General features: G+C 58.2%; 22 protein-coding genes and 2 pseudogenes. 13 read left to right on the forward strand and 11 right to left on the reverse strand.

The genetic code is table 11. From position 1 onward, the window contains the following. Window positions 1–347: 347 nt before the first annotated feature. Window positions 348–545: a hypothetical protein gene (locus tag G502_RS0100760; protein ID WP_022726753.1), complete on the forward strand. Its 198-nt coding sequence runs from the start codon at window positions 348–350 to the stop codon at window positions 543–545. After that, on the forward strand, window positions 535–2607 hold the full coding sequence (locus G502_RS0100765; RefSeq protein WP_022726754.1) for a recombinase family protein: 2073 nt from the start codon (window positions 535–537) through the stop codon (window positions 2605–2607). Before G502_RS0100760 ends, G502_RS0100765 begins: the two co-directional genes overlap by 11 nt. Before the next feature lie 23 nt (window positions 2608–2630). Here the strand turns inward: G502_RS0100765 and G502_RS0100770 are convergent. The 5 genes and pseudogenes from G502_RS0100770 to G502_RS18005 form a co-directional block, all read right to left on the reverse strand. Beyond that, a pseudogene (locus G502_RS0100770) lies at window positions 2631–3649 on the reverse strand (IS3 family transposase); the annotation flags it as partial. A gap of 3 nt (window positions 3650–3652) precedes the next feature. Continuing rightward, window positions 3653–4102: a helix-turn-helix domain-containing protein gene (locus G502_RS18000; RefSeq protein ID WP_022726756.1), complete on the reverse strand. Its 450-nt coding sequence runs from the start codon at window positions 4100–4102 to the stop codon at window positions 3653–3655. Window positions 4103–4303: 201 nt separating this feature from the next. Continuing rightward, entirely contained in the window at window positions 4304–5761 is a 1458-nt protein-coding gene (locus tag G502_RS0100785) for a site-specific integrase (RefSeq protein WP_022726757.1), read from the reverse strand. Between the two features lie 12 nt (window positions 5762–5773). Further along, window positions 5774–7594 carry a site-specific integrase gene (locus G502_RS0100790; RefSeq protein WP_022726758.1) on the reverse strand — a complete coding sequence of 607 codons (1821 nt, stop codon included), beginning with the start codon at window positions 7592–7594 and terminating at the stop codon, window positions 5774–5776. A 144-nt stretch (window positions 7595–7738) separates the two neighbouring features. Continuing rightward, window positions 7739–7990 (reverse strand): helix-turn-helix domain-containing protein, encoded by a 252-nt coding sequence (locus G502_RS18005; RefSeq protein WP_022726759.1) that lies wholly within the window; start codon window positions 7988–7990, stop codon window positions 7739–7741. Window positions 7991–8297: 307 nt separating this feature from the next. Between G502_RS18005 and G502_RS0100800 the strand changes: the two genes are divergently transcribed. Beyond that, the gene (locus G502_RS0100800; RefSeq protein WP_155957757.1) at window positions 8298–8894 is read left to right on the forward strand and encodes a hypothetical protein; all 597 of its coding nucleotides are present in this window, start codon (window positions 8298–8300) and stop codon (window positions 8892–8894) included. 198 nt (window positions 8895–9092) lie between these two features. On the opposite strand, the gene G502_RS18010 is transcribed toward G502_RS0100800, so the two are convergent. The 3 genes from G502_RS18010 to G502_RS0100820 form a co-directional block, all read right to left on the reverse strand. Continuing rightward, window positions 9093–9512, reverse strand: a complete 420-nt coding sequence (locus G502_RS18010) for a helix-turn-helix domain-containing protein (protein WP_022726761.1) — start codon at window positions 9510–9512, stop codon at window positions 9093–9095. Beyond that, the gene (locus tag G502_RS22180; protein ID WP_022726762.1) at window positions 9512–9658 is read right to left on the reverse strand and encodes a hypothetical protein; all 147 of its coding nucleotides are present in this window, start codon (window positions 9656–9658) and stop codon (window positions 9512–9514) included. The genes G502_RS18010 and G502_RS22180 overlap by 1 nt, the downstream gene beginning before the upstream one ends. A 660-nt stretch (window positions 9659–10318) precedes the next feature. Beyond that, window positions 10319–11800 (reverse strand): Fic family protein, encoded by a 1482-nt coding sequence (locus tag G502_RS0100820; RefSeq protein ID WP_022726763.1) that lies wholly within the window; start codon window positions 11798–11800, stop codon window positions 10319–10321. Window positions 11801–12097: 297 nt separating this feature from the next. Between G502_RS0100820 and G502_RS21775 the strand changes: the two are divergent. Both G502_RS21775 and G502_RS22590 read left to right on the forward strand, forming a co-directional pair. Next, window positions 12098–12241 (forward strand): annotated as a pseudogene (locus tag G502_RS21775) (transposase); the annotation flags it as partial. Between the two features lie 259 nt (window positions 12242–12500). Further along, entirely contained in the window at window positions 12501–12878 is a 378-nt protein-coding gene (locus G502_RS22590; protein ID WP_022726765.1) for a helix-turn-helix domain-containing protein, read from the forward strand. Between the two features lie 198 nt (window positions 12879–13076). On the opposite strand, the gene G502_RS0100830 is transcribed toward G502_RS22590, so the two are convergent. Together G502_RS0100830 and G502_RS21205 are read right to left on the reverse strand one after the other, a co-directional pair. After that, window positions 13077–13847, reverse strand: coding sequence for an HpcH/HpaI aldolase family protein (locus G502_RS0100830; RefSeq protein ID WP_022726766.1), 771 nt, complete (start codon window positions 13845–13847; stop codon window positions 13077–13079). A 403-nt stretch (window positions 13848–14250) separates the two neighbouring features. Beyond that, the gene (locus G502_RS21205) at window positions 14251–14991 is read right to left on the reverse strand and encodes a GntR family transcriptional regulator (RefSeq protein ID WP_022726768.1); all 741 of its coding nucleotides are present in this window, start codon (window positions 14989–14991) and stop codon (window positions 14251–14253) included. A 269-nt stretch (window positions 14992–15260) separates the two neighbouring features. Here G502_RS21205 and G502_RS0100845 point away from each other — a divergent pair, with 269 nt between their 5' ends. From G502_RS0100845 to G502_RS22845, 7 genes are all read left to right on the forward strand, one after another. After that, complete coding sequence (locus G502_RS0100845) at window positions 15261–16184, forward strand: TauD/TfdA dioxygenase family protein (RefSeq protein ID WP_022726769.1); 924 nt, start codon at window positions 15261–15263, stop codon at window positions 16182–16184. Between the two features lie 200 nt (window positions 16185–16384). Then, on the forward strand, window positions 16385–17869 hold the full coding sequence (locus G502_RS0100850; RefSeq protein ID WP_022726770.1) for a tripartite tricarboxylate transporter TctB family protein: 1485 nt from the start codon (window positions 16385–16387) through the stop codon (window positions 17867–17869). Continuing rightward, complete coding sequence (locus G502_RS0100855; RefSeq protein WP_022726771.1) at window positions 17866–19356, forward strand: tripartite tricarboxylate transporter permease; 1491 nt, start codon at window positions 17866–17868, stop codon at window positions 19354–19356. The genes G502_RS0100850 and G502_RS0100855 overlap by 4 nt, the downstream gene beginning before the upstream one ends. A 31-nt stretch (window positions 19357–19387) precedes the next feature. Next, window positions 19388–20350, forward strand: coding sequence for a Bug family tripartite tricarboxylate transporter substrate binding protein (locus G502_RS21210; RefSeq protein ID WP_022726772.1), 963 nt, complete (start codon window positions 19388–19390; stop codon window positions 20348–20350). A 182-nt stretch (window positions 20351–20532) separates the two neighbouring features. Continuing rightward, window positions 20533–22230, forward strand: coding sequence for a thiamine pyrophosphate-binding protein (locus G502_RS0100870; protein WP_022726774.1), 1698 nt, complete (start codon window positions 20533–20535; stop codon window positions 22228–22230). A gap of 25 nt (window positions 22231–22255) precedes the next feature. Beyond that, window positions 22256–23986, forward strand: coding sequence for an L-arabinonate dehydratase (araD, locus tag G502_RS0100875; protein ID WP_026988924.1), 1731 nt, complete (start codon window positions 22256–22258; stop codon window positions 23984–23986). A 173-nt stretch (window positions 23987–24159) separates the two neighbouring features. Beyond that, window positions 24160–24351, forward strand: a complete 192-nt coding sequence (locus G502_RS22845) for a hypothetical protein (RefSeq protein WP_367401671.1) — start codon at window positions 24160–24162, stop codon at window positions 24349–24351. A 202-nt stretch (window positions 24352–24553) separates the two neighbouring features. Here G502_RS22845 and G502_RS0100885 read toward each other — a convergent pair whose 3' ends face one another. Continuing rightward, window positions 24554–24871 carry an NIPSNAP family protein gene (locus G502_RS0100885; protein WP_022726777.1) on the reverse strand — a complete coding sequence of 106 codons (318 nt, stop codon included), beginning with the start codon at window positions 24869–24871 and terminating at the stop codon, window positions 24554–24556. A 476-nt stretch (window positions 24872–25347) separates the two neighbouring features. On the opposite strand from G502_RS0100885, the gene G502_RS0100890 reads away from it, so the two are divergent. Further along, window positions 25348–25613 (forward strand): IS3 family transposase (locus G502_RS0100890; protein ID WP_022726778.1); only part of this gene is annotated, 266 nt, incomplete at its 3' end.

Consider the following 25613-nt stretch of genomic DNA (forward strand, 5'->3'; position numbering starts at 1 on the left):
TACAACTCGGCAACCGAACGCCCACAGGACCACCCAACGCGAGCTTCTTTACCCTTGGCATCCCTGGGCGGGCCATCAAGTCCATATTCATAAAGTGATCGATAAGAATGATGCAACGGTCTTCCGCTGCAGTCTTTCGGGCCGGGCATCCGATCGGTGGTTGGAAGTTCCTGCGTGGATGTTTGATCGAGTTTCCAGCGCGCGCTGGCAGATCACGGCTGCACCGTATGTCGAGTTTGCTGCGCTTGGCGCCTTGGCGGTCCTGCTTCGGGACACGAGTACCACATCACAAATGCAGGAGATGGGCGCAATATTGAACTCTCACGAGGCGAATCGGGGAGATATCCATGCCGCGCCCATCCACGAAAGACCAGTTCGACCTGTTCTCAAAGCCGAACGATGCCAAGATGGTGGCGACACCGCAATGGCAGGCGCTGCCGGCGGAGACACGGCGGTCAGTGACGACGCTTATGGTGAGCCTGATCCTCGCTCACATCGACGGCGAGCGCACTCCCGGACAGGAGGAAACGCGTCATGATGCATGAGAAGATTATGACGCACCATCTGGAGCGCAAGGCGATCTTGTATGTACGGCAGTCGTCCGCCCATCAGGTGCTGCACAATCGCGAGAGCGGCACACTGCAATATGCCATGCGCGACCGCCTGACGGCACTCGGCTGGTCTCGCATCGAGACGATCGATGACGATCTCGGCCGTTCTGCCGCCGCCGGCGTCGCACGCGCGGGCTTTGACCGAATGGTCGCCGAAGTCTGCCTCGGCAAGATCGGGGCGGTGGCAGCGCGCGAGGTATCGCGCTTTGCCCGTAACAGCCGCGACTGGCAGCAGCTCATCGAGATGTGCCGCGTCGTCGACACTGTGCTGATCGACCAGGAGACGGTTTACGCGCCACGTCAGGGCAATGACCGATTGCTGCTGGGGCTCAAGGGAAGCCTCAACGAATATGAACTCGATCTACTACGCCAGCGTTCGCTCTCGGCCCGCTACGAGAAGGCCCGCCGGGGTGAACTTGTCGTTGCAGCCCCAGTCGGCTTTGTGAAGGTCGGGGACCGGCTCGAGAAGGATCCCGACCGCCGCGTGCAGGAGGCGATCATCCTGGTGTTCGACAAGGTTGCTGAATTCGGCAGCGCCCGGCAGGCCTTGATGTGGTTCCTCGAACATGGACTGGATCTGCCAGCAAAACGCAATAATGGCGAGGTGATCTGGCGCAGGCCGAGCTACGCAACCATCCATCGGATGATCGGGAATCCGATCTACGGTGGCGCTTATGCCTATGGTAAAACTCGTACTGCACCGGGGTTTGGTCCGTCACCCGCTCACACAGGTGTTCGACGCAAGGCGCGCGAAGAATGGCTGGCACTGATCCCGGATGCCCATGAAGGTTATGTCAGCTGGGAAAGGGCAGAGACAATCCGAAAGATGGTGAGCGACAATGTATCCACAAGCCGACATCATGGAGCGCCCAAGCATGGCGACGCGCTGCTCGCCGGGCTTGTTCGTTGCCGGCGCTGTGGCCGTAAGCTCACGGTGCGTTACACGGGTACCAAGCACAACATCCCGCGCTATTCCTGCTGGCGGGGGCTGCTCGACAATGGCGAACCGCGCTGCATCGCTTTCGGTGGGCTGCGCGTCGATGATGCGATTGAGCAAGCACTCCTGTGTGTCGTCGAGCCTGGCGCGGTAGCTGCCGCTGCCGAGGCCGAAACACAGGCAGTCAGTCGCCGCGATCAGGTCCGGGATTCCCTCAGCCGCGATCTGGAGGCTGCCCGCTACGCCGCCGAGCGGGCTTTCCGGCAATATGACGCGGCCGATCCCGAGAACCGGTTGGTTGCGGCAGAACTGGAGATGCGATGGAACCGTGCCCTCGCGCATGTAGGCGAGATCGAGGGCAAGATCGCCGCACACGACAACGCCACGCCAGGACCATCACCCGTATTGGCAACGGATATCACGGCACTGGCTACAAACCTCTGGACTGTCTGGTCGGCACCGACGACGGATGCCAGGCTCAAGAAGCGCATCGTGCGCAGCGTCATTCAGGAGGTGGTCGCCGACATCGACGATGAAGCCTCCGAGATCGTCCTGTTGATCCATTGGGTTGGCGGCGCCCATACAGAACTGCGCCTGCCGAAGCGGCGCCGTGGACAGCGCAACAGCACCGCCGACGACATTATCGCAGCCATCCGGCAGCTGGTGCTGATCGCCGGCGACGATCTGATCGCCGGCATTCTCAACCGCAACGGCCTGGTGACCGGGCACGGAAATCGCTGGACACGCGAGCGGGTCACGGCACACAGGTCCCATCACAAAATCCCGGTTTTCCGGTCGGCGCCGGACGGGAACGATCCATGGCTAAACCTGAACAAGGCGGCGCGCCTGCTCGGCGTTGCACCGAAGACCCTCAGACTTGCCGCCGAAGCCGGCGAGATAAAGGGGGTCCACCCCTTGCCGGATGGTCCATGGATCTTCAACCGATCGGAACTTGGAAAACCGCAAGCCCAGCAGATCGTTTGCCGGGCCCGGAAGAACCCAAAGTACCCCACGGGATCGCATCCCGATCAGCAAACCCTATTCCCTGCAAAAACATAGAGAGATGGGTGTTATGAAACAGGATTGTAATCCTGTCGCCATGCTTCACATTTTGACTGTGCATCAGCAAGGCTCAAAAACCAATAGACGTTCAGGCACTCCTCCCGCACTCGACCGTTGAAGGACTCCGAGAAGGCATTGTCCGTTGGCTTGCCAGGGCGCGAATAGTCCAGTTCAACGCCCTTCATGTAGGCCCAGAGGTCGAGGTCCTTGCTGAAAAACTCCGGGCCATTGTCAACCCGTATGCTTCGGGGCACACCATAGATGGCCGTGACCCGCTCCAGGGTCGCAACGACATCCGAGCCCCGATAATTCTGGCGCACATCAATGGCCGGGCAGAGGCGCGTGAAGGCATCGACGATGGTCAGCACCCGCAAACGCCGTCCGTCGAAAAGCTGATCGGACATGAAGTCCATCGCCCAGACCTCGTTGGCACTGCCTATAGGCTGACGCTGGGGGCGGAGTTTGGCTGATACCTTTCTCTTGGGGGTCTTGTTGCGCAACTGAAGCCCTTCCTCCCGGTAAAGCCGGTACACCCGTTTGACATTCACCTGCCAGCCTTCCCGCCGGAGCAGGACATGAACCCGACGATAGCCATAGCGCACCCGCGTTTCGGTGATCTCGCGAATGCGCTTTCTCAAACAAGCCTGCGAAGGACGCCGCGATCGGTAGTGGTAGGTGGAGCGGTCCGTGTCCAGGACCGCACAGGCCCGCCGGATGCTCACTTGCCAGGCCGTGCACATCCAATCCACCAATCTGCGCCGCTGCGCAGGCTTCAAAGCTTTTTTCGCACCACCTCCTGCAGCATCTCCCGGTCCAGGCTCAAATCCGCAACAAGGCGCTTCAGCCGCTGGTTTTCCTCCTCCAGCTGTTTCATGCGCTTCATCTCAGACGGCATCAAGCCGCCATACTTCTTGCGCCAGCGATAATAGGTCTGCACTGAAATCCCCGCCTTGCGGCAAACCTCATCAACGGGCACGCCCTCTTCAGCCTGCCGCAGAATAAAGGCGATCTGCTGATCGCTGAACTTCGACCGTTTCATCAACTATCTCCCCGGTTCATTCCAAAAGCCTAAACCGAGACTTCTCTCACTCCAAACGGTCCAATTTTCAGGAGGCAGGTCACAGGGCTTCGAGCACCGTCTTCCCCTCCAAGCTAGGAGATTATGCAGAAATTGCCAAACAACCAAGGGGCTGGTGCTATAGCGTATGAAGATCTCTTGCAGGTCAGGTATGGGATTTCCCGCCGCATCCAGTTGCCATGCCGGGAAGCGATAGTCACCACCATCAGGATGGCGAAGCGCGAGCACAATTCCCTGCTTTCTGAGCTCTTCCACCTCTATGCTCGAGACACCCAGAAGCTGCGCGAACTCCTCGGTGGGAAGCATGCCGTCCATAGCTATAAGTTTCGTAACAAGTTCTCGGCCCCTCTCTCTCGCCCTTTCCATTGCAGTGGCCAATTCCGGGGATATCTCGTAGCGATCACCTTCACTCATACCGGCTTTCCTGTATAGCTCAACGCATGTTCCCCATGCGTTACATGCAGCCAATGGAAATTGTATGGCGGCTCATTGTCCAGAGGAAGATAGTTCACGTACCAGATTATCCGGGTTCCTGGATCAGCACAGATGCCCGGAACACCTCAATATCCCGCAATAGGATGGTGGGCACCAACACATTTTCATGAGTAGGGATTATCAAAGGTCCTGGAGTGCATCATCAAGCGCCTTTGAAGCGCCAATCGAGCGTGCATGGGCTGAGTAATCCGCAATAGAACGTTCATCACGGTGGCCCAACATCAGGGAGGCGTCGGGAAGAAGCTCTGGGGCCTCTTCCGATACGCTGGTCGCGTATACAGTCCGGACGAAATGGGGTGATATGCTTTTTCCCAGAAGTGAGACAGTCAATCCAGTCACGATCTTCGCGAACTGGGTTTGTGAGAGCGGTTGACCGGTCTTTCCAGACAGCCATAGGGCTTGTTCCTGGTGTCCCCAGGAAAGTAGTGGACGATAGGTCTCAAGGTACTGTCTCAATGGGCCTTCGAGAGCGTGAGGCCAGTTCGAGATTTTGTCGTGATGGGTCTTATGCTGCTGGACACGTAGCTGTGTTTTGTCATCACCGACCAAGACGTTCTTTCCGAGTTCCAGACTGTGAAAATCCAAGGCACGATCCGGCCTGAAAGTCAGTAAGGCTAGGATCAGGGCGTTGCGGTATCTGGATGCGGTCTGCCGGCTGACCGGCAGGGTGTCGACAGTTGCAAGATGCTCCAGGGCAGCCGCGCGAAGCTGGCCTAGCGGGACCAATTTCTCCTGCCGGCTGCGAGGGTGAGCCCGGCGTTTCAGCCACGCAATTTCGCCGGCCAGCCACTCGGGATCAGGATGAAGCTCGAGTATGAGCAGCCCCCGGTGAATTTCTTCAAGGTATGTCAGGATAGATTTGGGCGATTGATGTGCCAGGTCAGCGATGCATTCTTGAATGCTGGCTCTGGAAATATGACTCACATGCCGAGATTTCACACAACTTGCTAGCAATCCGAGACCGCGTGCGACGCGATTCCTGTATGCAACGGACCATTCACGAGGTGGCTTTCCCCTTCCTTGAACAGCTGTTTCATCCTGCTCGAGCAATCCGCGCAGAGATTGGGAAGTATTGGTTTTGAAGACATTATGCCAGTGTATTTGCCAGCTCTCCGGCCAGTCCTCAACCTTCAGCGATTTGCGTTTGCTTGCCGAACAGCAGGATTTGGGTTTGTGCGGCTTCCTGGTTAAGCGCTGCCGTTCCATGCGATTGCCATCGATGATATCTTGGAAAACTTCATCCTGATACAGGGCACTTAGGCCATGTGCTGCGAGCTCTCGATAGGTAAGGGCAGTCGTAGCCGTGTAATACTCCTCAAGGGCCTCAACATAGGCATGCCAGGATTGCCGGTTCGGTGGTCCGGATAACCATGCATCATTGCCATGTTGAGAGCACATAAGCTGAAAGAGCTTCCCCAGGGCGCCTGCGACGCGAGTTTTATAGGACTCGCTCCAGCCTATGATCTGGGCAGATGACTGGAACCTCTGCTGAAGGGTATCGGGCCAGGACCTAATGGGAAGGCTGGCCAGTCTGACGGTTGGTCCTTTGCGTGGGGTTTTTGTTACCTGTCTGGTCATTGCTTGCTCTCCTTATCGAGCATTTCCTGACCGCTGCAAGCGCCCATGTTCTTCGGCCATGCGCGTCGTGATGCGGTCCAGATCTTCAGCGGACCACCGTTGCTGCATTTCCGCATAGAGCTTGATAACAGCACTGCCGTCAGAGTGCCCTAGTAGAGCGCGGGCTAGGTCAAGATTCCGGGATTGTCGTAGGAGCAAGGAAGCCATGAGGTGTCTGAAGAAATGCATGTTCACATGAACACCCACTTGTTTGCGGATCGCCTGCGTCATGGTCTTCGCGATCTTGGAGTAGCTCTTCGGTTGTCCAGGTTTCTGCCCTGGAAAAAGGTAGGGATTGTTTCTATTACCTTGGGCCAACAGCCTTGGTCGGTATTCGCTCATATAAGTTCGCAGGAGTTCAACTTTCCATTCAGACAGCACGACTGCCGCGGGACGGTTCGTTTTTGTTTCCTGTGAGCTATAGGACAGTGTTGCCGTCCCGCCTTTTCCGATCGTGGGCCAGCGGAAGTTTTCCTCGATACTGGTGAATTTCAGTGTGCTTCGGCGTACCGGGAGGCTCATGAGCAGGAGCCCCATAGCGCACGCTTGGGCCTCCAGGGCCATGTTCTGTGTCACCCGACCTGAGTGTTCACGCTCCTGCTCGAGTTCCATCATGCGCCGGCGCGGCCAGGTAATGAGCCGCCGCAGACGTGCTGGATCATCGAACTGGGTCAACTTTTCACGGTTCTGCGGCCGCATAGCACGCAGATCAACTCCTTCCTCGGCCTTCGTCCGCAGGCACTTGAACAAGTGCTTTTCCTCTTCCGAGAGCCCAATCCAGCGTGAGCGGATAGAGCGGAGGTTCTTGATGAGGTTGCCAGCATAACTGCTGTCCCGACCATTCCGATTGAGGGCTTCCTCGGCCGTTGCGGCGGCGCTGGCCGGTGTCGTGATGTTGGCGATGGAGATCAACTCGTCTGGCGAACAACCGTCCGCGCGAACAGCGGTGCTCGCCGCCAAGCGAAGTGTATGGGTCTGTTCGTCCAGAGTGCGCTGCCCTAAGGGATCCTCGATGGAGAGTGCTGTATTGCTCTCTGCAAGCTCTGGGTTTGCTTTCATCAGCACATCCCGAAGTGAGACATCTTGGCTGGAACCAACACCGGTCTGGACACCCCGGGATTTCCGATAGCTCTCGACTTCGTCTCTGAGGGACTTCGGAAAAACTTCCCAGGGCAGCATGTAACCCTGTGTTGATTTCCCGATTTCCAGCGGCACACGCGGCCAATCGGTGACGTCGCGCTGGGCACGTGCCCAGGCATTACGTAACTGCTTGATGAGCTTCTGGCGATTGTGCCTGACATCGCGGCTCTCCCGATAGGACAGATAGTTCTCAGCGATTTGGGTAGTCATAACATCTGGCGTGATGCCCTGAGCGGCGCACCAGCGTACGAAGGGGGAGAGCACCGGCTTTGCCCAACTTCTCTGTAGGCCGGACATTAGATTGGCCCAGTGGCCAGTTAATTGCTCTACCGGTTTGCGATCGAAGGGTATCTCGCTGGCCAGAGCCAGGGCCTTGCGGAGTGACGAAAGCACGTTGGCATATCTCTTATCCGAGACCCCGAACGTGGCGCCAGTCCAGTCCTTGGTCAGAGACTGGATCGTTTTCGGGTGCGTCGACAGGCTGTCCGGATTTCGCCCAGACCAGCGGCAGAATTGGCGTACATCCCGGATCAAGCGCCGGCGCGTGGGGTCGGGTATATCGGCGATCCCGTCCAGGCTCGCCGTCTCCAGGGCGTGCAGGACGGAGGCGAAGGTCGGCGACGTTTCTGTGAGAGTCGGGGTATCGAAAGGCATGGGTGATCTCCGTTCAAATGGCTCTGCGGGAGGCTGTGGGAGCGGCCGTAACGGTCACGTGCGGACAGCGGGTGACAATGCCGGACATGCGGGAAAAGGCATGGGCGTCACCCCGTGCGGGTGGTGCCGGCCTCTTTTCCCGCATTAAAATAAGCCATTGTTTTTCAAGGAAACGTCCATGCGTCTACCGCTGGGGGCAAGACCACCGGGATCTGCAGTGTTTCCGGATAGGAAATCCATCAGATCGTCATGGCCGATCCTGATGACCTGCCCGATACGAGTGGCCGGAAGCCCATGCTGGATCCAGCGTCGGATCGTGCGCTCACTAACCTGGAGAAGCTCGGCCGCCTGCCGGACGGTCAGGTAAGGCGGAGGGGAAGGCAATTGCTCGGACATGGACTTCCATCCTTTGCGTTTATGTTGTGTCCGGTTGCAATTATCCGATGCAGACGGTGCCGGTGAAACCCGGCGCGGATTTTGGGTGCCGGGCGAGAGTGGATTATCGGCCAGGACAGAATGACCCCTATGTCATCTAGATGATCGGCAGGCCCTGAGTCGCGGGAAGTATCTACACCCTGGAGGTCTGATCGGTTCCGCATCGGGGGTGTGGGATCCACCCATCTTCAACGAGCCAGGGCGCTTGCTGGCCGCATCTTCAAGAGACTGAACAACTGTGTGCTGCAGCACGCAGGGCAGGGCGCACGTGCTGCAGCACACAGGTGAACAGGACGTGCATTCCCATCAGTCAATGGAGATAGAAATGAGCAATTTTTATAGTGTGAACGGGCGTCCTGTTGTTATCAAAACGATGTGGATTGATATCGAGGAGGAAGTATTCCTCAGGAGACACGGGCTTGAGAACGAATGGAGCGGACTTCTTTATTCAAGCCCTCACGCGTATAGGCCTTTGCCTCCCCAGGAAATCCTGATCGAGGCTCGTCCAGGTGATCCCGCAGAGGACTTTCCGCCCGCTCCATCCGAGCCGGAGGGTATCTTGGACCCGTTTCACGAAACGGCCCGGCTTGTAACCTCTTGCCTGCCTTCACATTTGCAATCATGTATTGATGTGCAGTGTTCACTGACACTTGAGGATAATGCACTCGAGACCTGGGGGGTGGTGCCATCTCCACACAGGCGGCGTCAGGAAATACTCGACATATTTTCGACTGAGGAAGGTGCGATTTGCCTTGAACAGGCTGCCGAACATTTTCGTCAACGACTCTCTGAGCGGATGCGCCGTTGGATGACCGAGCAGGGTGCGTCCGAAGTCGTGATTAACGGCTGTATACGCCTAGGTTAAAGCATCAAATAAGGTCCCGGCGGTTTCAACTGTCGGGACCTTATAATCCTTCTGCTTGAGGAAGCTATAGGGCATGTGTGGACGGTCTCCGGAAAGCAGAAAGCGATTTTGAAGGTGAGGCGTTCGGGATTATCTCCCTCCAGGGTGATGGATTGAGTGGCCAGCACCGGTGCTTTCCTCTGGAACCCCTCAAGAGACTCACGTAAATGAGCCCTCGCTGATCGCGTCAGCTACACTCAGGACTTCTTCGCCGCGACCCTGACGCAAGGCGTCTTCACCGGTGACCCCTTCCAGTTCCGGGTGTGTCTGTGTCAGAAAGCGATAGGCCGCCCAGTGACCGTTCAGCTTCTCAATGAGCTGAGGCAGCTCTCCAAACGGCTGGCCGTCTTCATCGAGCTGGCGCGGCGGATAGCGGTAGTCCCCCTGGAGCCCACGCAAACCGATAAGACGACCCTTCTTGCGCATCTGATTTACTGTCTCCGGGTTCGTTCCAAGCATTTTTGCGGCATCTTCAAGCGAAAGGGCTCCTTCCTTTTTTAGGATTCCCTCAATACTCGATCTCCAGCGCTCGTGGGCGCGCTCGAACGCTCTTTGAATGGCGGGGGTCGGCGTCACCATCAGAATCCACCTTGATCCAGAATTGCACTGATAAGGTCACACCGGGCTTCATAGTGCTTGTCCGTTTCGTCTTCCTCTTTCACGACCCCGTATTCGCGGACATCATCGGGGGCGATAACGGTCATATCGACTTGGTGGCTCACCATTCCAACCTTCTAGCCTTGAATTCCCAACAACATATGTTCGCTACTTTGCCACAGCGTTAACAAGAAATTCTTTGGAGTCCCTGCAACAATGGTCTCCATAGACCCATCAGTCTGTATTGGCTCCGGCACTATATCTCGAGAAACCTGAACTGTCGCGGTAAGCCTTTTCCGGGATCATGATTATCTGACTTTTCTGATCTGCGAGGACGCAGGAGAAGTTGTAGTTTTTCTGCTGTGTTTGTAGGGATCAGGGGAGGCGTATGACGGAATCCTCTACCAGGTGCCCCTATGTTTACGACCCATTGGATTATCATGAAACATTGAGCCCCCGAATCTGTTGGATGGTGTGGCGATGGGGACCTTGCGGACAACCTTGGGGTATTCAGGAATAGAGTTGAATCGTACCGGGTTTCCCGGAGGCGGTATTTTGAGGGCCACGCGGCCATGTCGGCTTGTTTCGTCATGGCATGGTAGCGTGCCTCGGCTTCGGCTGTGAAGGAAGGAGGGAGGGCCTGGGCGATGAGGCCCTCAGGACCTTCGGTCGCGCCAAGGGTTCTCTGCCCGCAATCGTGACGGATGAGGTCCGAAGCTTTGTGCGCGCGACCTAGTTGGGGCCTGAATCACATGCGATCCGGCTGGTCTTCAGCCGCACAAGGCCCCTCATGAAGCGCGCTCTGGCAAACGGAGCTTGGCATCCTCGCCTTCAGCGAAAGCTCCCGTCTGTTCCAGCACGCGGCGTGCGCCGTCGAGATCGCGCCAGTCGATCGCATGGGTGTATTGCTGCGCATAGTCCAGCATCCGGATCAGCGGCGTGGTGTGGCCATTATTGGATAGCGCCTTCAGCGCCCCTAGATAGTCCGTTCGGTACGATGTCGGGATAATGATGCGCTCTTGCCCGCCTGCGACCAGCTCGGCGTTCATCATGATCCGCGCAGCGCGTCCGTTCCCATCGGCAAAGGGATGCACTTCGCTGACCAGCAGCATCATGAAGACAGCCCTCTGGAACGGCTCACCCAGCCCTTGCAGGAAAGCGAAGCCCTTTTCCAGCGTACCAGTCACGAGATCGGGCGCGACGAAGACAGTGTTCCCGGCCCTGTTTGTCATGGTCTTGAACATGCCCGGATTCTTGTCCGGCCGTGCTTCCATGATCGCCGCATGGCGGCGACGCAGCAGGGTCAGGAATTCATCGACATCCGAAGGCAGCTTACGCATCTCCGCCTGGTCGGAGACGATGCGGTAGGTACCCAGAACATCATGGGCGTCATCCGGGCGCTCCTGCGGGATCACGCCCTTGAAGACGATATCCTCGGCTTCCTTGACGCTGAACTCAGTGCCTTCAATGAAGTTGGAGAAATAAGCCTCGAAGAAAGAGAGGTTGGCATTGGCTTCCCCTGTCCGTTTCGGGGCCGGTCGATCAGTGGGGATGGTCTCGCGCAGCGCCGCAAAGAGAGCTTCGAACAGGTGGACGCGCTCGGGATCGAAAGGTTGACCGGCAGCGCGCGCCTTGCCGACGGCGCCTTTGACGTCAGCATCACGCGTTCCGAGCAATGTGCCGATCAACTCGTTGAACGCCTCAAACTCTTCCTCCAGATCAAGCTGCTGCGCAATCTCGCGCGCCTCGTCGCGAAGACGGTTCAGAGCCGCTTCGCCTTGTCGGCGTAACAACACATCAAGACGGTCCTCGATTTCCTTGCGTGATAATGTCCGCGCCACGCGCTCACCGCGCGCGCGAGATGAGCGCATATTTTCGAGCCAGGCGCGCGCCGGTGACGCCAGACGCGCGCCGCCAATAAACGGCTTGTCGCTCTCAAGCGGTCCCGGCCCTTTCCGCGGGCGAAAGATGAGCCCTGGCAGAACAACATCGCGCTTCTTGTCTGATATTAGACAGACCGAACCATCCGAGGCAGGCTGGTTCTCCAGAGCAGTCCGGTCCGTGATCAGGGCATCCTGATAATAGGATGTGATGAGGTAGTACCAGTTACGCCGAACGAGCCGGTTGGGCTCTTCATCCAGATTGCGAGTGTAGAGCCGCGAGGCGAGCTTCCTAAGCTGCCCGCGTGCCACGGCGGCGGACACGGCCTTGGAAATCGCCGTCTCCGATACAAACACCTCGGGCATGGCATCGATGGAAAATTCGGGCATTAAGCGCACCTCCAACCAGCACAGTATCGAACTTTCGGGGTTTAAGAAAGCCGAGAACGGAAAAAACGGGATTTAATAGACGATCTGCCGGAATTTTAGGGTATTCGGCCGCCCTGCGTCGGCGCTTGCCGAAGTTTCGGGATATAAGAGGCCATTTTCGGAAATAAACGGGATTTACCCCCTGCCCATGCCCCCGAACCGATGCTCAGCGTCAGGTTGTTGTGTAGGCGGCTGAGGCTAGTTCTTCTCTCTCGTTCCTGTGTTGACGGATGCGGCTCCAGGCGGCGCGCTTCTTCTGGCATCATCGCCAGCGACCGCTACAGGCTCAATACCAGCGTCCTCGAAGGCATCAACAACAAGATCAGGGTCATCAAACGCATGGCCTATGGATACCGCGACACAGATTACTTCTTCCTCAAAATACCGCCTCCGGGAAACCCGGTACGGTTCATTGAGTGGCTGGTATCTCTTGTGAGGAAAGATTGCCTCATTGCAATAGGGTTATTGGTTCAATGATTTGCTTGGAATGTCTGCAATACGGCTTTCCAGCCGATCTGGGTAATCTTCAAGGGAAACTCACTTTGAGTCGGAAAGCCCCTGAGCATAAATAATGAAAACTTTATTTTATCTGGGGTCTTGTTAAGCGCGTCTATGACTCAACCTTTCAATCTAGGAGTAACATTCTTGGAGGCTTAAAATAATGCGAGACACTGAAGCGGAAAGCGAAATGGAAGTCGCTGGAAGCGCCTTGGATATACTTAAGAACTTGGGTAAGGGCAGTGATGTTCAGCTTCCAGAAGAGCTGATGTCCTGCTTGTCTGCACTCGATATCGAGCCACATCATATAATGACATTGGCGTTCGATCCGGCTTATCTGGACAGTGCTATCAACGAGCAGGATGCTGCTGCACTACTAGGGGTGGAAGTTCCGACTTTGCGTCGTTGGCGACAAGTTGGGGATGGCCCGCCCTTCATGCACATCGGGAGGCTAGTGCGTTATCGTCGGGCAGATCTCTTTCAATGGATGCGTGGCTGTCGCATGCGTCATGGGAAAGTGCCTCTTGAGGAAGGTTTGTGAATTTTGATTTGATGCCCTCCTCAAGGTGGAGCGTCTGGCTCTTTTGCATACCATCTTCGATAATGAACGCGCGTTATCTAGGGCAGCCCCTTCATTTAACCGAGCGCCGGGATGTTGTTCTTGTCCCACTCGCTAACCTGCTTGTTCTTCATAGACGCAGAATATTTAATCCAAAGATGGACACGAAGGAGGGGCCATTCACCAAGATTTCATTTTGATGTTCATAAGTAGTGCTTCAGTTGAGCGAGCAAGCATTCCGGCATCAACACCGATAGCAAGAAAATCGATCCCCGCATGAAGCGCGTCTTGCTGCAGAACGGTATCGGCTGTGAGCAATCCCGCCGGCTTACCTGTGGCCTTTATCCTGCTGATCGTTTCAATAACGGTTGCACGCATGCTAGGGTTAGACTGATCCGATCCATAACCGAGGCTTGCAGCTAGGTCGGCCGGCCCGACGAAAAGTGCATCGACGCCAGCGACTGATGCTATCGCCTCCAGGTTATCAAGCGCGGTCTGAGTCTCAATCTGCAAGATCATGCAGATATTTTCTTCGGCATTAGCAAAATATCCCTCCTCGCGCCCGAACCGCGTAGCCCGCGTTAGTGCAGAGACACCTCGCACCCCCTCTGGTGGATAGCGCATGGCTTGGACAGCAGCTTCTGCTTCCGCTCTGTTCTGCACATAGGGAATGAGTAATGTCTGCGCTCCGGCATCGAGAAAGCGTTTGATCAACACGGTATCGTTGGCGGCTGGCCTTACTACGGGGGACACTGAGGGGTAACCGGCCAAGACCTGAAGCTGCGATAAGACTGTGAGCGGATCGCCAGGTGAATGCTCAGTGTCGAGCAGCAGCCAGTCATAGCCGGAGCCAGCTACCACCTCGGTCACGAAGGGAGAGGACAGCGTACTCCAGAGGCCGAACTGGGTTCGGCTTTCGCGAAGTGCCATCTTGAACGCGTTCTTCGGCATGCTACACCTCAATCAAACGAGACTCTGCTGGTGCTGACCCGGGCCATGATCAGCGTGAGTTCCCTCGCCGGAGATAAAGTCAGCCGGCCGCGAAAGAGCGCCCCCATGAATGGAATGTCGATACTTCAGCGCTTCGCTTTGGTCGGCCAGCCAGTTCATTCGCGCGGCGGAGTGGGCCGATACGCCGGACTCCTCACTAACGCCTTTCTGCGACAGCACTCTGTCTATCCAACACGAGCTCTCATTGAAGGGACGCACCGAAGGCCCGTCGACCACGACGTTGCCCGGGGCGGAATGACTGGCAATCGCGTAGGTGATCGTATGGAAAGCTTTGGTACGGTAACCTATGATCTCCCGCGTCGGTACGACCTCTGATTTGGTTGGGGGCATAGTAAGCCTCAGGTCAGTTAAAACGTATAGCGGCGTCAGTGCCTTGCCCGACCCTTGCGAGGTTCGAGCTGACGCGCAAGGCGGAATGTTCTAGTAGTTGCCGAGCCGCGCGGTCGGCCCCTACTTGCCTGCCACGGGTAATGGCCGTCGCCAACTGACGCCAGTCAGCGGCCGACTGTTTTCTGTCCTCAGACGTAAGGAAGCTTATGGAGCGGCCACGAATGAGCTGCCATGTGCTCATTCCAGCCAACCGTTCGTAGAATTCTGGCAAGCGCTGATTGCCGGAATTCTGGACCAAGAATAGCTGTGCGCGCACCGACTCGTTGGCGAAGTCTTGCGGAGTGGCGGAATCGTCGGCAGCGATCCTTTCCAGCCCCTCGACCATCTCCAGGAGTTTGGCCTTGAGTGCCTCTTCCTTCAGCCGTGCGAAACGTCTGGCCGCCACGGCTAGTAGGGCAGCCCGGATCTCGAAAATATGGTCGATATCCTCTTGAGAATATTCGGCAATCCGTGCCCCTGACCTTGGGGTGCGTATCACATAGCCCTGCTCTTCCAGTGCAATCAAGGCTTCGCGGACAGTGGCGCGGCTCACGGCATGCTGCTGCGCGAGGGTTCCTTCCTTCAGCCGGTCGCCGGGCTTGAGACGCCCCATCATGACTTCCTCCAGCAGGAGGTCGGCAAGCTGAGTGGGAAGCGATTTCGCTAACTTCCCTAAGGGAACAATCTCAGTTTTATCTATGTTGTTCTCATCCATGCCTGTCGTCGCCTTATCACCTTTAGCAGTGGCACAGTTAGCCGGAACCCAGCAATGAGCCAAGCACCGCATTAACTTTGTGGAAGAATAAATTTTATATCACAATAGCCTTGATAGATAGTCCTATGCGACACCCCATTAATATTTACTTTTTTCAGGGGGATAGCGCAAGGGCGACTAGTGTCCCGCATATGCTTCGAGTTTCATCTTGTCAGACAATCGGCAACCGATTACCATTTCTATTGATAGCAATGCACACGGAAGGACGAATGGAAATGTCCCAAATCGAGATCATCCCTTTCGGGTTTGCTGCAGGCGCTGAAGTGCGGGGCCTGGATCTTAGCAAACCACTGGAGCCGGCCGATCTGGCCACTATCAAGGCGGCTTGGCTTAAGCATCTGGTGCTGGTGTTTCCGGATCAGGACCTTTCGGCCGAGGACCAGATCGCCTTCTCGCGAAACTTTGGGGAACTTGATCCGCAAGAATCGCAGGCGCCTGAGACGCTACATCCCGACCACCGGGAAATACTGGTTCTGTCTAACAAGGTGGAGAGCGGCAAGAAGTCAGGCACTCACAATTCCGGCCGCAACTGGCACACCGACCTCACCTACACCTCGCGCCCGGCGAAGGGCGCCATCTTGCACTGCAAGGAAAAGCCGTCGGTTGGCGGTGACACTATGTGGGCGAACCTCTATCTGGCCTACGAGACGCTGAATCCGAATATCCAGCAATTGCTGGAAGAGCTGGAAGCGATTCACGATGTGACGCTGATTCGCGGATTGGAGCAGAGGTCGCCCGACGTTATTGCTGAGATGAAACAGCGCAATCCACCGATGATCCATCCAGTCATTCGCCTTCATCCGGAGACGAAGCGAAAATCCTACCTGGTTGGCGAGCGGGTGCGCGGCTTCGTTGGCATGAGTGACGAGGAGAGCCGTCATCTCATCAACATGCTGAACGAGCACGCGACCAAGCCTGAGTTTGTATTCCGCCATCGCTGGCGCCTGGGCGACGTGGTGATGTGGGACAACCGCTGCACAAGCCATGTCGCGCTAGGTGATTTTGATCAAACCCAGCCACGCGTGATGTTTCGCTGCTCCCTGGAAGGGGAGGAAGAAACCGGGCGCCCGTTCGAGCGACCACAAACTGATGATCGGGCTGCAATGGCTCAAGCGGTGGCTGCTGTTTCCTGAGATGGTAAGCAAGAGGTAGATGCGGTGGCCGCGGTACCAGATAGACCTGTCCAGATTTCGGAAACGCCCCAGCGAGGGCTACGATGCCTCCAGCCCATTCGGAGAAGCCATAATCCGTGTCGGAAATTTCACGACTGCTCTCGAAGCTACAGAAGTGCCGAGCAAGAGCGGGCGACAGGGGTCTCTCGGGACGATTTGAAATGACAGTAAACAGTCCCTCGGAAACAGGGTTGCGCCGTCGCAGAGCCCTCGCGGAGACCGAACTGCCTTACCAGTGCATGTCTGAGTCCCATCCAGCTACGCAGGAAGAAGAGGGGGAGGTGCAGCGAGGGCATGACGATTCCCCGTTCGTGCTGGAGCGAGGCAGGGTCGGGCTTGAGTTGATATTCCTGGGAGTGGTCTGGGTGGTGACAGCCGGGCTGCTGTGGCACGGCCTGTCCCTGGATATCTGGCGGGACGAAACCATCGGCGCCGGCGCCTACCCGGTCTTCGCCCTCATCGGGTTGTTGGCCATAACTTCGGTATTGATCGCCAAGGCGCTGGCGGTCCGGGAACTGACGCTTTACGCGCCCTTCCAGCCCGGTTTGCAGGAAGACCTGCGGCTTCGCCAGATCGCCGTCTTCATGGCGCGCAAGTTAGGCATCCGGATTAGCGTGGTCACCAAGGATGGGGAGGGGCGTTTTTCTGCGCTCTGGAAGGGATTGCGTGCTGGCCAACGCGGCGATGCGCTCACCGTTGTTACTTCTGATATGACCAGTCTGCCAAACTTCCATGCTGCCGCCTTCTGCCAAGGGCGAATGGAGCCGGTAGGTGGCCTGTTCTTTGACCCCGATGTTCTCTTGGTGCGTCACGATAGTTCTTGGAAAAAGCCGGTCGATCTGCAGCACGAGGACAGACCAGTGAGGCTGGGCTTTGGTCACCATCAGGATGTCCACCATGCCGTTGACACCTGGCTGGCTCACACCCAAGGACTGGTGTTCCAGCCAAGCTACAGCGCTGATGTTCCGTCCCTGCTCGCCGCGTTGAGAAGAGGGGAGATCGATGCCACCGTGCTCTGCTATTCACAAGCGCGGCTGGCAATTTCCAGTGGGCAGGTGCGCTGTATCGGTATCTTCTCTGAACCGCAATGGAAGCCAGCCGGAACTGAGGAGTTTACGACAGTCTCCGAATGCGGCACGCGGATCGTCTCCGGTCACTGGGCGGCGCTGATGGTTCCGGCAGACATGGCCAGCAGAAAGAAGACTCGCTTGGCTATGGCATTCGCGGAAGCGAACGACGCATTGGTGCTCCCCGATGACTCTGATATGTCAGCCCGCCCTTGGTGTTTCCTCTCACGTGAGGACATGAAGGGCATAGTCGATACACAACAGCACTGCTTTCAACAGATCGGCTTTGAGAAAGGCGCTCGCGACAGCCGGACCGAAGGCAAGACTGTCGGCCTCGTCGTAGCAATTGCCGGGCTCGCGATCTTTCCCGTCGCGATGTTGGAATTGGGTTTTGTCGTGTCTGCCTTTCTCTATATAGCCACGCTAACACTGCTGCTGTGGCCGAAGCTTACGCCGGCAAAGGCGGCTCTCTCTGTCGCCGTATCAGCCTTCCTCAGCATCGGAAGCTACCTGCTGTTCAACAAGGTTTTCAGCGTCGTCCTACCGACATCCAACTTGCTGGGGGGGCTTTTGCCGTGAGCCTGTTGATGGAAGGCTTCTCGATCGTCCTGGAGATGCGGTTACTACTGCTGCTCTCGGGGGCTGTGGCGCTGGGTATTGTTGCAGGTTCGATGCCGGGCATTTCGGCCACTATGGGCGTGGCCCTGCTTAGCCCGTTAACCTTCACCATGGAGCCGCTGCACGGCATACTCAGCCTCATTGGCGTTTATTGCGGCGCGGTCTACGGCGGATCGCTGTCGGCCATCCTCCTGGGCATCCCCGGCACACCAGGGGCGGTTGCAACGACACTCGATGGCTACGCTATGTCACGGCAAGGGAAACCGGGCATCGCACTTGGCATTGCCACGCTGTCCTCCGTTCTCGGTGGTATACTTAGCACCGCTGCCCTCATGTTGCTGGCCTATCCAATTGCTGAATTTGCGTTGGCGTTCGGGCCGCGTGAGTATCTGGCCTTGGTGGTGTTCGCTTTGACGGCAATAACGGCTCTGTCAGGCGGGTCCTTCCTGAAGGGGCTCTTCGCCGGCTTCATTGGCCTGTTTCTGGCCAGTATCGGCATCGACGAGACCTACGGCGTCTCTCGCTACCATTTCGGCTATGTGATGTTGATGGGCGGGATCTCCTTCATTCCCATTACCATCGGGCTGTTCGCAATTCCCGAGACCCTGCTGAGCATCGAGCGTATCGGTCGCGCACCCCGTCAGGTTCTGCGCGTGAACCGGATCATTCCAGGGCGCAGCGTACTTGCCCGCATCCTGCCGGCGCAGCTTCGCTCCGGCGTCATAGGCACCATTGTTGGCGCGGTTCCGGGTGCGGGCAGCGATATCGCCGCCATCGTCGGCTACAGCCAAGGCAAACACATGTCACGCAACCCCGAGCGGTTCGGCACCGGCTCCGCGGAAGGCATTGCCTGCGCTGAGTCGGCGAACAATGCGGCCACTGGCGGCTCGCTGATCCCGCTGCTGACGCTGGGCATCCCGGGCGGCGCAGTGACAGCGATTATGCTGGGCACCTTCATGACGCACGGGCTGCAACCAGGACCGCTGCTGCTTCAAAGCAACGCCCCGCTAGTCTACCAGATATTCGCTGGGGTCTTCATCGCGAACCTCCTACTGTTGGTGTTCGGCCTATCCGGGTCGAAGCTGTTCGCCAGAGTATTGCAGATTCCCGAGAGCATCCTGACGCCAACGATACTACTGCTGTGCGTGGTGGGCGCCTTTGCCATGCGCAACAACCCCGTTGATGTGCTGATCATGTTCGCCGCGGGCATGGTCGGCTATATCATGGTTAAGATCGGTATCCCGCGTGCCCCGCTCATTATAGGCCTTATCCTTGGCCCGATGGTGGAGGGAGAACTCGCCCGCTCGCTCATCGTCGCGGGTGGCGACTGGTGGGCACTTTTCACCCCGATCAGCAGCGTCATCTGGCTGTTGGTCATCGCCCCGTTTGTTGCACCACTGATTATGAAAGGCATTCGGTATCTAAAACAATCTTACAAGACGATATAGAAAAGGGAGGAACCCAATGACATCTATATATATGAAGCACGGTAGCTACATGGCCGCGCTGGCAGCCCTTGCTCTTACAGGCAGCCTTGCTGTCACAGCGGCCAATGCGGAAAGTTTTCCGTCAAAGTCCGTTGAACTCGTGATTCCTTTCGCGCAAGGCGGTGGCACCGACCAGGTCGGCCGGATCTTTGCGGAGTATGCGGAGCGCCATCTTGGGGGCGACATCTTCGTTAGCAATAGAACTGGAGGGAGTGGTGCCGTAGGCTTCTCGCACGGCGCGAACGCTGAGGCTGATGGGCACGTCATCACCATGGTTGTCACGACGCTGGCCGCCGCACCTCATACCATTGACGGCTATCCAGTTAGCTACAAGGACTTTGAGCCGGTCTGCCTGCTGTCCGCCCCGCCGGCGGTTCTTGCGGTCCATCCGGAAAGTGGCATCGACTCGCTGACAGCTCTTGTCGAAAAGGCAAAGGCCGAACCGGGCGAACTGACCTTCGGCACCGCCGGGCCTGGCAGCAATACTCATCTGACCGGTGCTGCCTTCGCCACTCAGGCGGATATCGATATTAGCTTTGTACCACACAAGGGTTCCGGCCCGGCGCTGACGGCCGCCTACGGCAAGCACATTGACGTAGCCATCGCCGACAAAGCAGAGGTCACGCCTTGGCACAATGATAATCGCCTAGAGGTGCTTACCGTCTTCACTGACGATCCAAAGGCAGGAATCGATGGGGTGCCTTTAGCCACTGACGAAGGCTATTCGGTGGATATTGGCTCGTTCCGCGGAATTGGTGCGCCTAAGGGCACCTCACCGGAAGCGATGGAGGTGCTAATTGATGCTTGCCGTAGCACGGCTGAAGACCCGGATTTCATTGCGCATATGGAGAGGACCGGCACGGAACCCTACGTATTGTTTGGTGAGGAGTTCGGTAGTTGGCTCCAGAACAAACACGAAGCTTTTGGCGAGGCTGCAAAGGCCGCGGACATGTAAGGGCTTCGTATAGACACAGCCGGATTACCTAGTTTTGTTCTCGCCACCATGTGCCCTTCGCGCGGTACCGGAGCCTCGAGCTACGGGCCGCGCGAACAGGGACGCTGTGCACAGGAGTTCTATACGAAGTCCAAGACCGCCTATGCCCTGCCGATCTGAAAACCACACCAGGAAACCCTCTCATGGCCATATCGCCAGACCCCAACCATCGAACAGGCGGTCAGTTGATCGTTGAAATGCTGTGCGCCCACGGTGTCGAGACCGTTTTCGGCGTTCCCGGAGAGAGTTACCTGCCAGTCCTTGACGCTCTCTATGATACACCATCGATCACCATGGTCAGCTGCCGTCACGAATCCGGCGCCGGCTTTATGGCCGAAGCCCACGGCAAGCTGACGGGACAGCCCGGCGTAGCCCTGGTGACGCGCGGGCCTGGCGCCTGCAATGCCAGCATCGCCGTGCACACTGCCTTCCAGGATTCTACCCCAATGCTGCTGTTGGTGGGACAAATCGCCCGCGGGGATACGGACCGTGAAGCCTTTCAGGAGATCGACTATCGGCAGATGTTCGGCTCCGTCGCCAAGTGGGTAGCCCAGGTCGACCAAACCGTGCGAGTCCCGGAGTATCTCCACCGTGCTTTCCACGTCGCTATGAATGGCCGCCCGGGGCCGGTGGTTCTCGCCCTGCCGGAAGACATGTTGAGCGAGACTATCGAGGTGCCATCGGAATGCATCCGGCCTGTGGCCCGCAAAGTGCAGACCGTTCCCGAGTCAGCCGAGATGGCCAGACTGTCCGAACATCTCCGGGTGGCCGAGCGCCCGCTGCTTATGGTTGGCGGCAGCGGCTGGACGGATGAGGCCGCCAAGGACATCACGCACTTTGCCGAAACCTGGAACCTTCCCGTCTGCACCTCTTTCCGCCGCCAGGACATCGTGTCCAATGACCGCGCAATCTACGGCGGTGACTTGGGCACTGGCGCCGACGTTCGCCTGCTGGAGTATGTCCGAACGTCTGACTTACTGGTGGTTTGCGGCGCCCGGCTCGGCGAGATCACCACCCAAGGCTATTCCTTGCTCGACAGCCCGCTGCCCCGGAACCGCCTGATCCACATTCATCCGTCGGCCGAGGAATTGGGCCGTGTTTACTCTCCGGACATCGCTATCCAGGCCACCATGGGCCCTGTGGCGAAGACGCTTGCTGAATTGTCGCCCTCTCCAGGCGACTGGTCCGACTGGACGGCTTCGATACGCCGCGCCTACCTGGAGACACTGGAACCCAGCCTCCTCCAAACTGCCCTGGATCCAGGTCATGTCATCCTGGCCCTACGCGAGATCTTGCCCCGGGATGTGATCGTGACGCTGGACGCCGGCAACTTCTCCGGCTGGCCGCAGCGCTTCCTCAACTACGGACGCCCGGGACGACAGCTCGGCTCCACCTCCGGCTCCATGGGCTACAGCGTCCCGGCGGCCGTAGCGGCGAAGCTGGCCCGGCCAGGGCGTACGGTGGTCAGCTTCGTTGGTGATGGTGGCGTTTTGATGACCGGCCAGGAGTTGGCTACTGCCATGCGCTACAACGCGCCGATCGTCATCATACTGGTCAACAACGGCATGTACGGCACGATCCGCATGCACCAGGAGAAGCACTACCCCGCGCGCGTCAGCGGCACCGATCTCACCAATCCTAGCTTCGCGGATTGGGCCCGGAGTTTCGGGGCCTTCGCCGAGCGCGTGGAGCGCACGGAGGAGTTCCTGCCGGCTTTCGAAAGGGCTCGTAACGCGGGCCGGCCCGCCGTGCTTGAACTGATCCAGGACCCCGAGATCATTAACAGCCGCACCACGATCTCGGCCCTTCGCAAGAAAGCCTTGCAACATCAGTCGGCCTAGCCGAACAGAGACGAGGATGGATGCCATGAGCAAGCACCGGAAACGCCACGAGGACCTGCGCAGCTATCGCTGGTACGGAGTGAACGACCTGCGCTCCTTCGGGCATCGTTCACGCACCAAACAGATGGGCTACGCGGAAGAGGAGTATGCCGGCCGGCCGGTCATCGGGATCCTCAATACCTGGAGCGAGATGAACCCCTGTCACACCCACTTCCGCGAACGGGCCGAACAGGTCAAGCGCGGCGTCTGGCAGGCCGGCGGCTTCCCGGTGGAGATGCCCGCCCTCTCCCTCGGCGAGCCCTTCATGAAGCCCAGCACCATGCTCTACCGCAACCTGCTGGCCATGGACGCCGAGGAGCTGCTGCGCGCCAACCCCATCGACGGGGCAGTCCTGCTGGGTGGCTGCGACAAGACCACACCCGCCCTGCTGATGGGCGCCATCAGCATGGACCTGCCCACCATCTTCGTGCCCGCCGGCCCCATGCTGCGCGGCTCCTGGCGGGGCGAGACCCTGGGCAGCGGCAGCGATGTCTGGAAATACTGGGCCGAACTGCGCGCCGGCAACATCGAGGAGGAGGACTGGAAGGAAATCGAGGACGGCATCGCGCGTTCGCCGGGGCACTGCATGACCATGGGCACCGCCTCGACCATGACCTCGGTGGTCGAGGCCATGGGTCTCAGCCTGTCCGGCGCCGCCTCGATCCCGGCACCCGATTCCAACCACCCGCGCATGGCCTCTGCCAGCGGTCGGCGCATCGTCGAGATGGTGTGGGAGGACCTGAAACCCTCGGATATCCTGACAGCGGGCTCCTTCGACAACGGCATCCTGACCGCCCTGGCCCTCGGTGGATCCACCAATTCCCTCGTCCATCTGGTGGCCATGGCCGGGCGCACACCCGTACGTCTCGCGCTGGACCGTTTCGACAGCCTGTCCCGGCAGGTCCCGGTCCTGGCCAACGTCCGTCCCTCCGGCGCCTATCTTATGGAGGATTTCTACTATGCCGGCGGCCTGCGGGGCCTGCTCACCCGCCTGCGCGAACATCTGGACCTGGAGGCCATGACGGTGAGCGGCCAGCCGCTCGGACAGGCCCTGGAAGGCGCCGGCGTCTACAATGACGACGTGATCCGCCCGCTGGACAATCCGCTCTTCCCGGAAGGCGGGCTGGCGCTGCTGCGCGGCAATCTGGCCCCCGACGGCGCCGTCATCAAGCATTCGGCGGCCGATCCCGCCCTGCTGCAGCACAAGGGACCGGCCGTGGTCTTCAAGGACTACAACGACATGGCGGCGCGCATCGATTCGCCGGACCTCGAGGTTATGGCCGACTCCGTCATCATCCTGTGCAACGCGGGTCCGCTGGGCGGACCCGGCATGCCGGAATGGGGCATGCTGCCGATTCCCCAGAAACTGCTGCAGCAGGGCGTACGCGACATGGTCCGCATCTCGGATGCGCGCATGAGCGGTACCAGTTATGGCACCTGCGTGCTGCACGTGGCCCCGGAATCCCATGTCGGTGGCCCGCTCGCCCTGGTACAGGACGGTGACATAGTAGAGCTCGACGTACCCGGGCGCCGCCTGGAAGTGCACGTCAGCGCCGAAGAACTGGACCGCCGCCGCCAGGCCTGGAAACAGCCATCCCCCACCTATCCGCGCGGCTATGGGGCGATGTATTCCAGGCATGTCACACAGGCCGACAAGGGCTGCGACTTCGACTACCTGCACAGCGGTGCATCCATCCCCGAGCCGGAGATTCACTGACAGCTACGAAAAGTCATCCTTGCCTGTGAAGCACGAACAGGTCTTAGCATGACAAACCCGTCCTCCTGCGTCCCGGCACCATCTCCTAGCCCATTCTGGATAAGTTGGGAGAGGACTTCGAGGTCCTCTCCCTGCACTATGCCTCCGACCCAATGCCCTTCTTCAGTCCGAGGATGAACGTGTGCGGGGCGTGGTCACCCGCGCCGTTGCGGGCTGTCGAAGCGACCTCATGCAGACCATACCGAACCAAGAAGTGGTGGTCTGCCGGGGCAGGGGTTAACCAGATCGATCTTGAGGGAGTTGCGGCGCGCGGCATCCTCGTCACCAACACGCCGGACATTCCCACCGACGACGTAGCTGACTAGCCATCGCCCTGATACTGGCAATCGACTGGTGCGTCTACGCATCAGACAAGCCGCCGAACGTCGGGCTATGGCCTTCGATATACCGTTGGTCAACACTGGGCCGCGCAGTAAACCCGATGCAGAAGAGGAGCTCGACGAAGCCGGTCTTGCGAAACTAGAGGCGGTCTTTCAGCATATTGATGTTTCGGGGGGTGTGGGCGTATCAGCCGGAGAAGAAGGGTGCGGGCACAAGGATCTTGTTCTCCTGACGGACGAGGTATCCGGCCTCGGCGCTCTTGGCGAGGTAGGCCTGCCAATCGGGATCGGCCTTCAGGTTGGCGCGCTTCTGTGCCCGGTCGGTGGCGTCCTCGAAGACCCAGATGTGGACATAGGAGTTCACGTCCCCTGTCTCCACCGCACCGTAGACGACCGGATCGCCGAGGTGTCGGCGCTGAATCGCCCAGCCATACTCCTCGTAAAGCTTCATGTGCTTGAGGAGCGTACCGGGCCGGCAGGTGTAGGTGCGATGGTCGTAGATCATGCGATTTCTCCTTGAAGTCAAAGCCTTGCGGCGAACGTGCCCTCTGTTACAAGGAACATCCTGCCAGCTGCCTTACAATTTATATAGCCATGTATAAGCACCACCTTGGCAGAATTTTGAGGCGAGTGCGTTTTAAGGACTGAACGAATCCGCTATTATGGGAGTTAAGATGTCATAGGGCGGGGTATTTCTTGTCTGGTGATGGTGGGTGTTGCCCTCATCACCAGACAAGAAATACCCCAACGGAGACAGTGAACCCTCTACGCTGGCGCATGATCAGGGCATTTCAGTCCGCAATCTGTTTCCGGCAACGCAGTGATCCAATCTTAATGCCGTGGCGAAGTTCAGCCTCCTCTCAGCTCGCTCTAGGGATCGATGGGGCAAGTTCAGATGTGACGTGCCTCCCGAAAACTGGACCGTTTGGAGTGAGAGGATTCTCGGTTTAGGCTTTTTGGACTGAACCGGGGAGATTGTTGATGAAACGCTCGAAGTTCAGCGATCAGCAGATCGCTTTTATCCTGCGCCAGGCCGAGGAGGGCGTACCGGTGGACGAGGTTTGCCGCAAGGCAGGGATTTCGCAGCAGACCTATTACCGCTGGCGCCAGAAGTACGGCGGATTGATGCCTTCGGAGATGAAGCGCATGAAGCAGCTGGAGGAGGAGAACCAGCGCCTGAAGCGTCTTGTTGCGGATTTGAGCCTGGACCGGGAGATGCTGCAGGAGGTGGTGCGAAAAAAGCTTTG

It is taken from the genome of Fodinicurvata sediminis DSM 21159, assembly GCF_000420625.1.
Lineage (GTDB): Bacteria > Pseudomonadota > Alphaproteobacteria > Kiloniellales > DSM-21159 > Fodinicurvata > Fodinicurvata sediminis.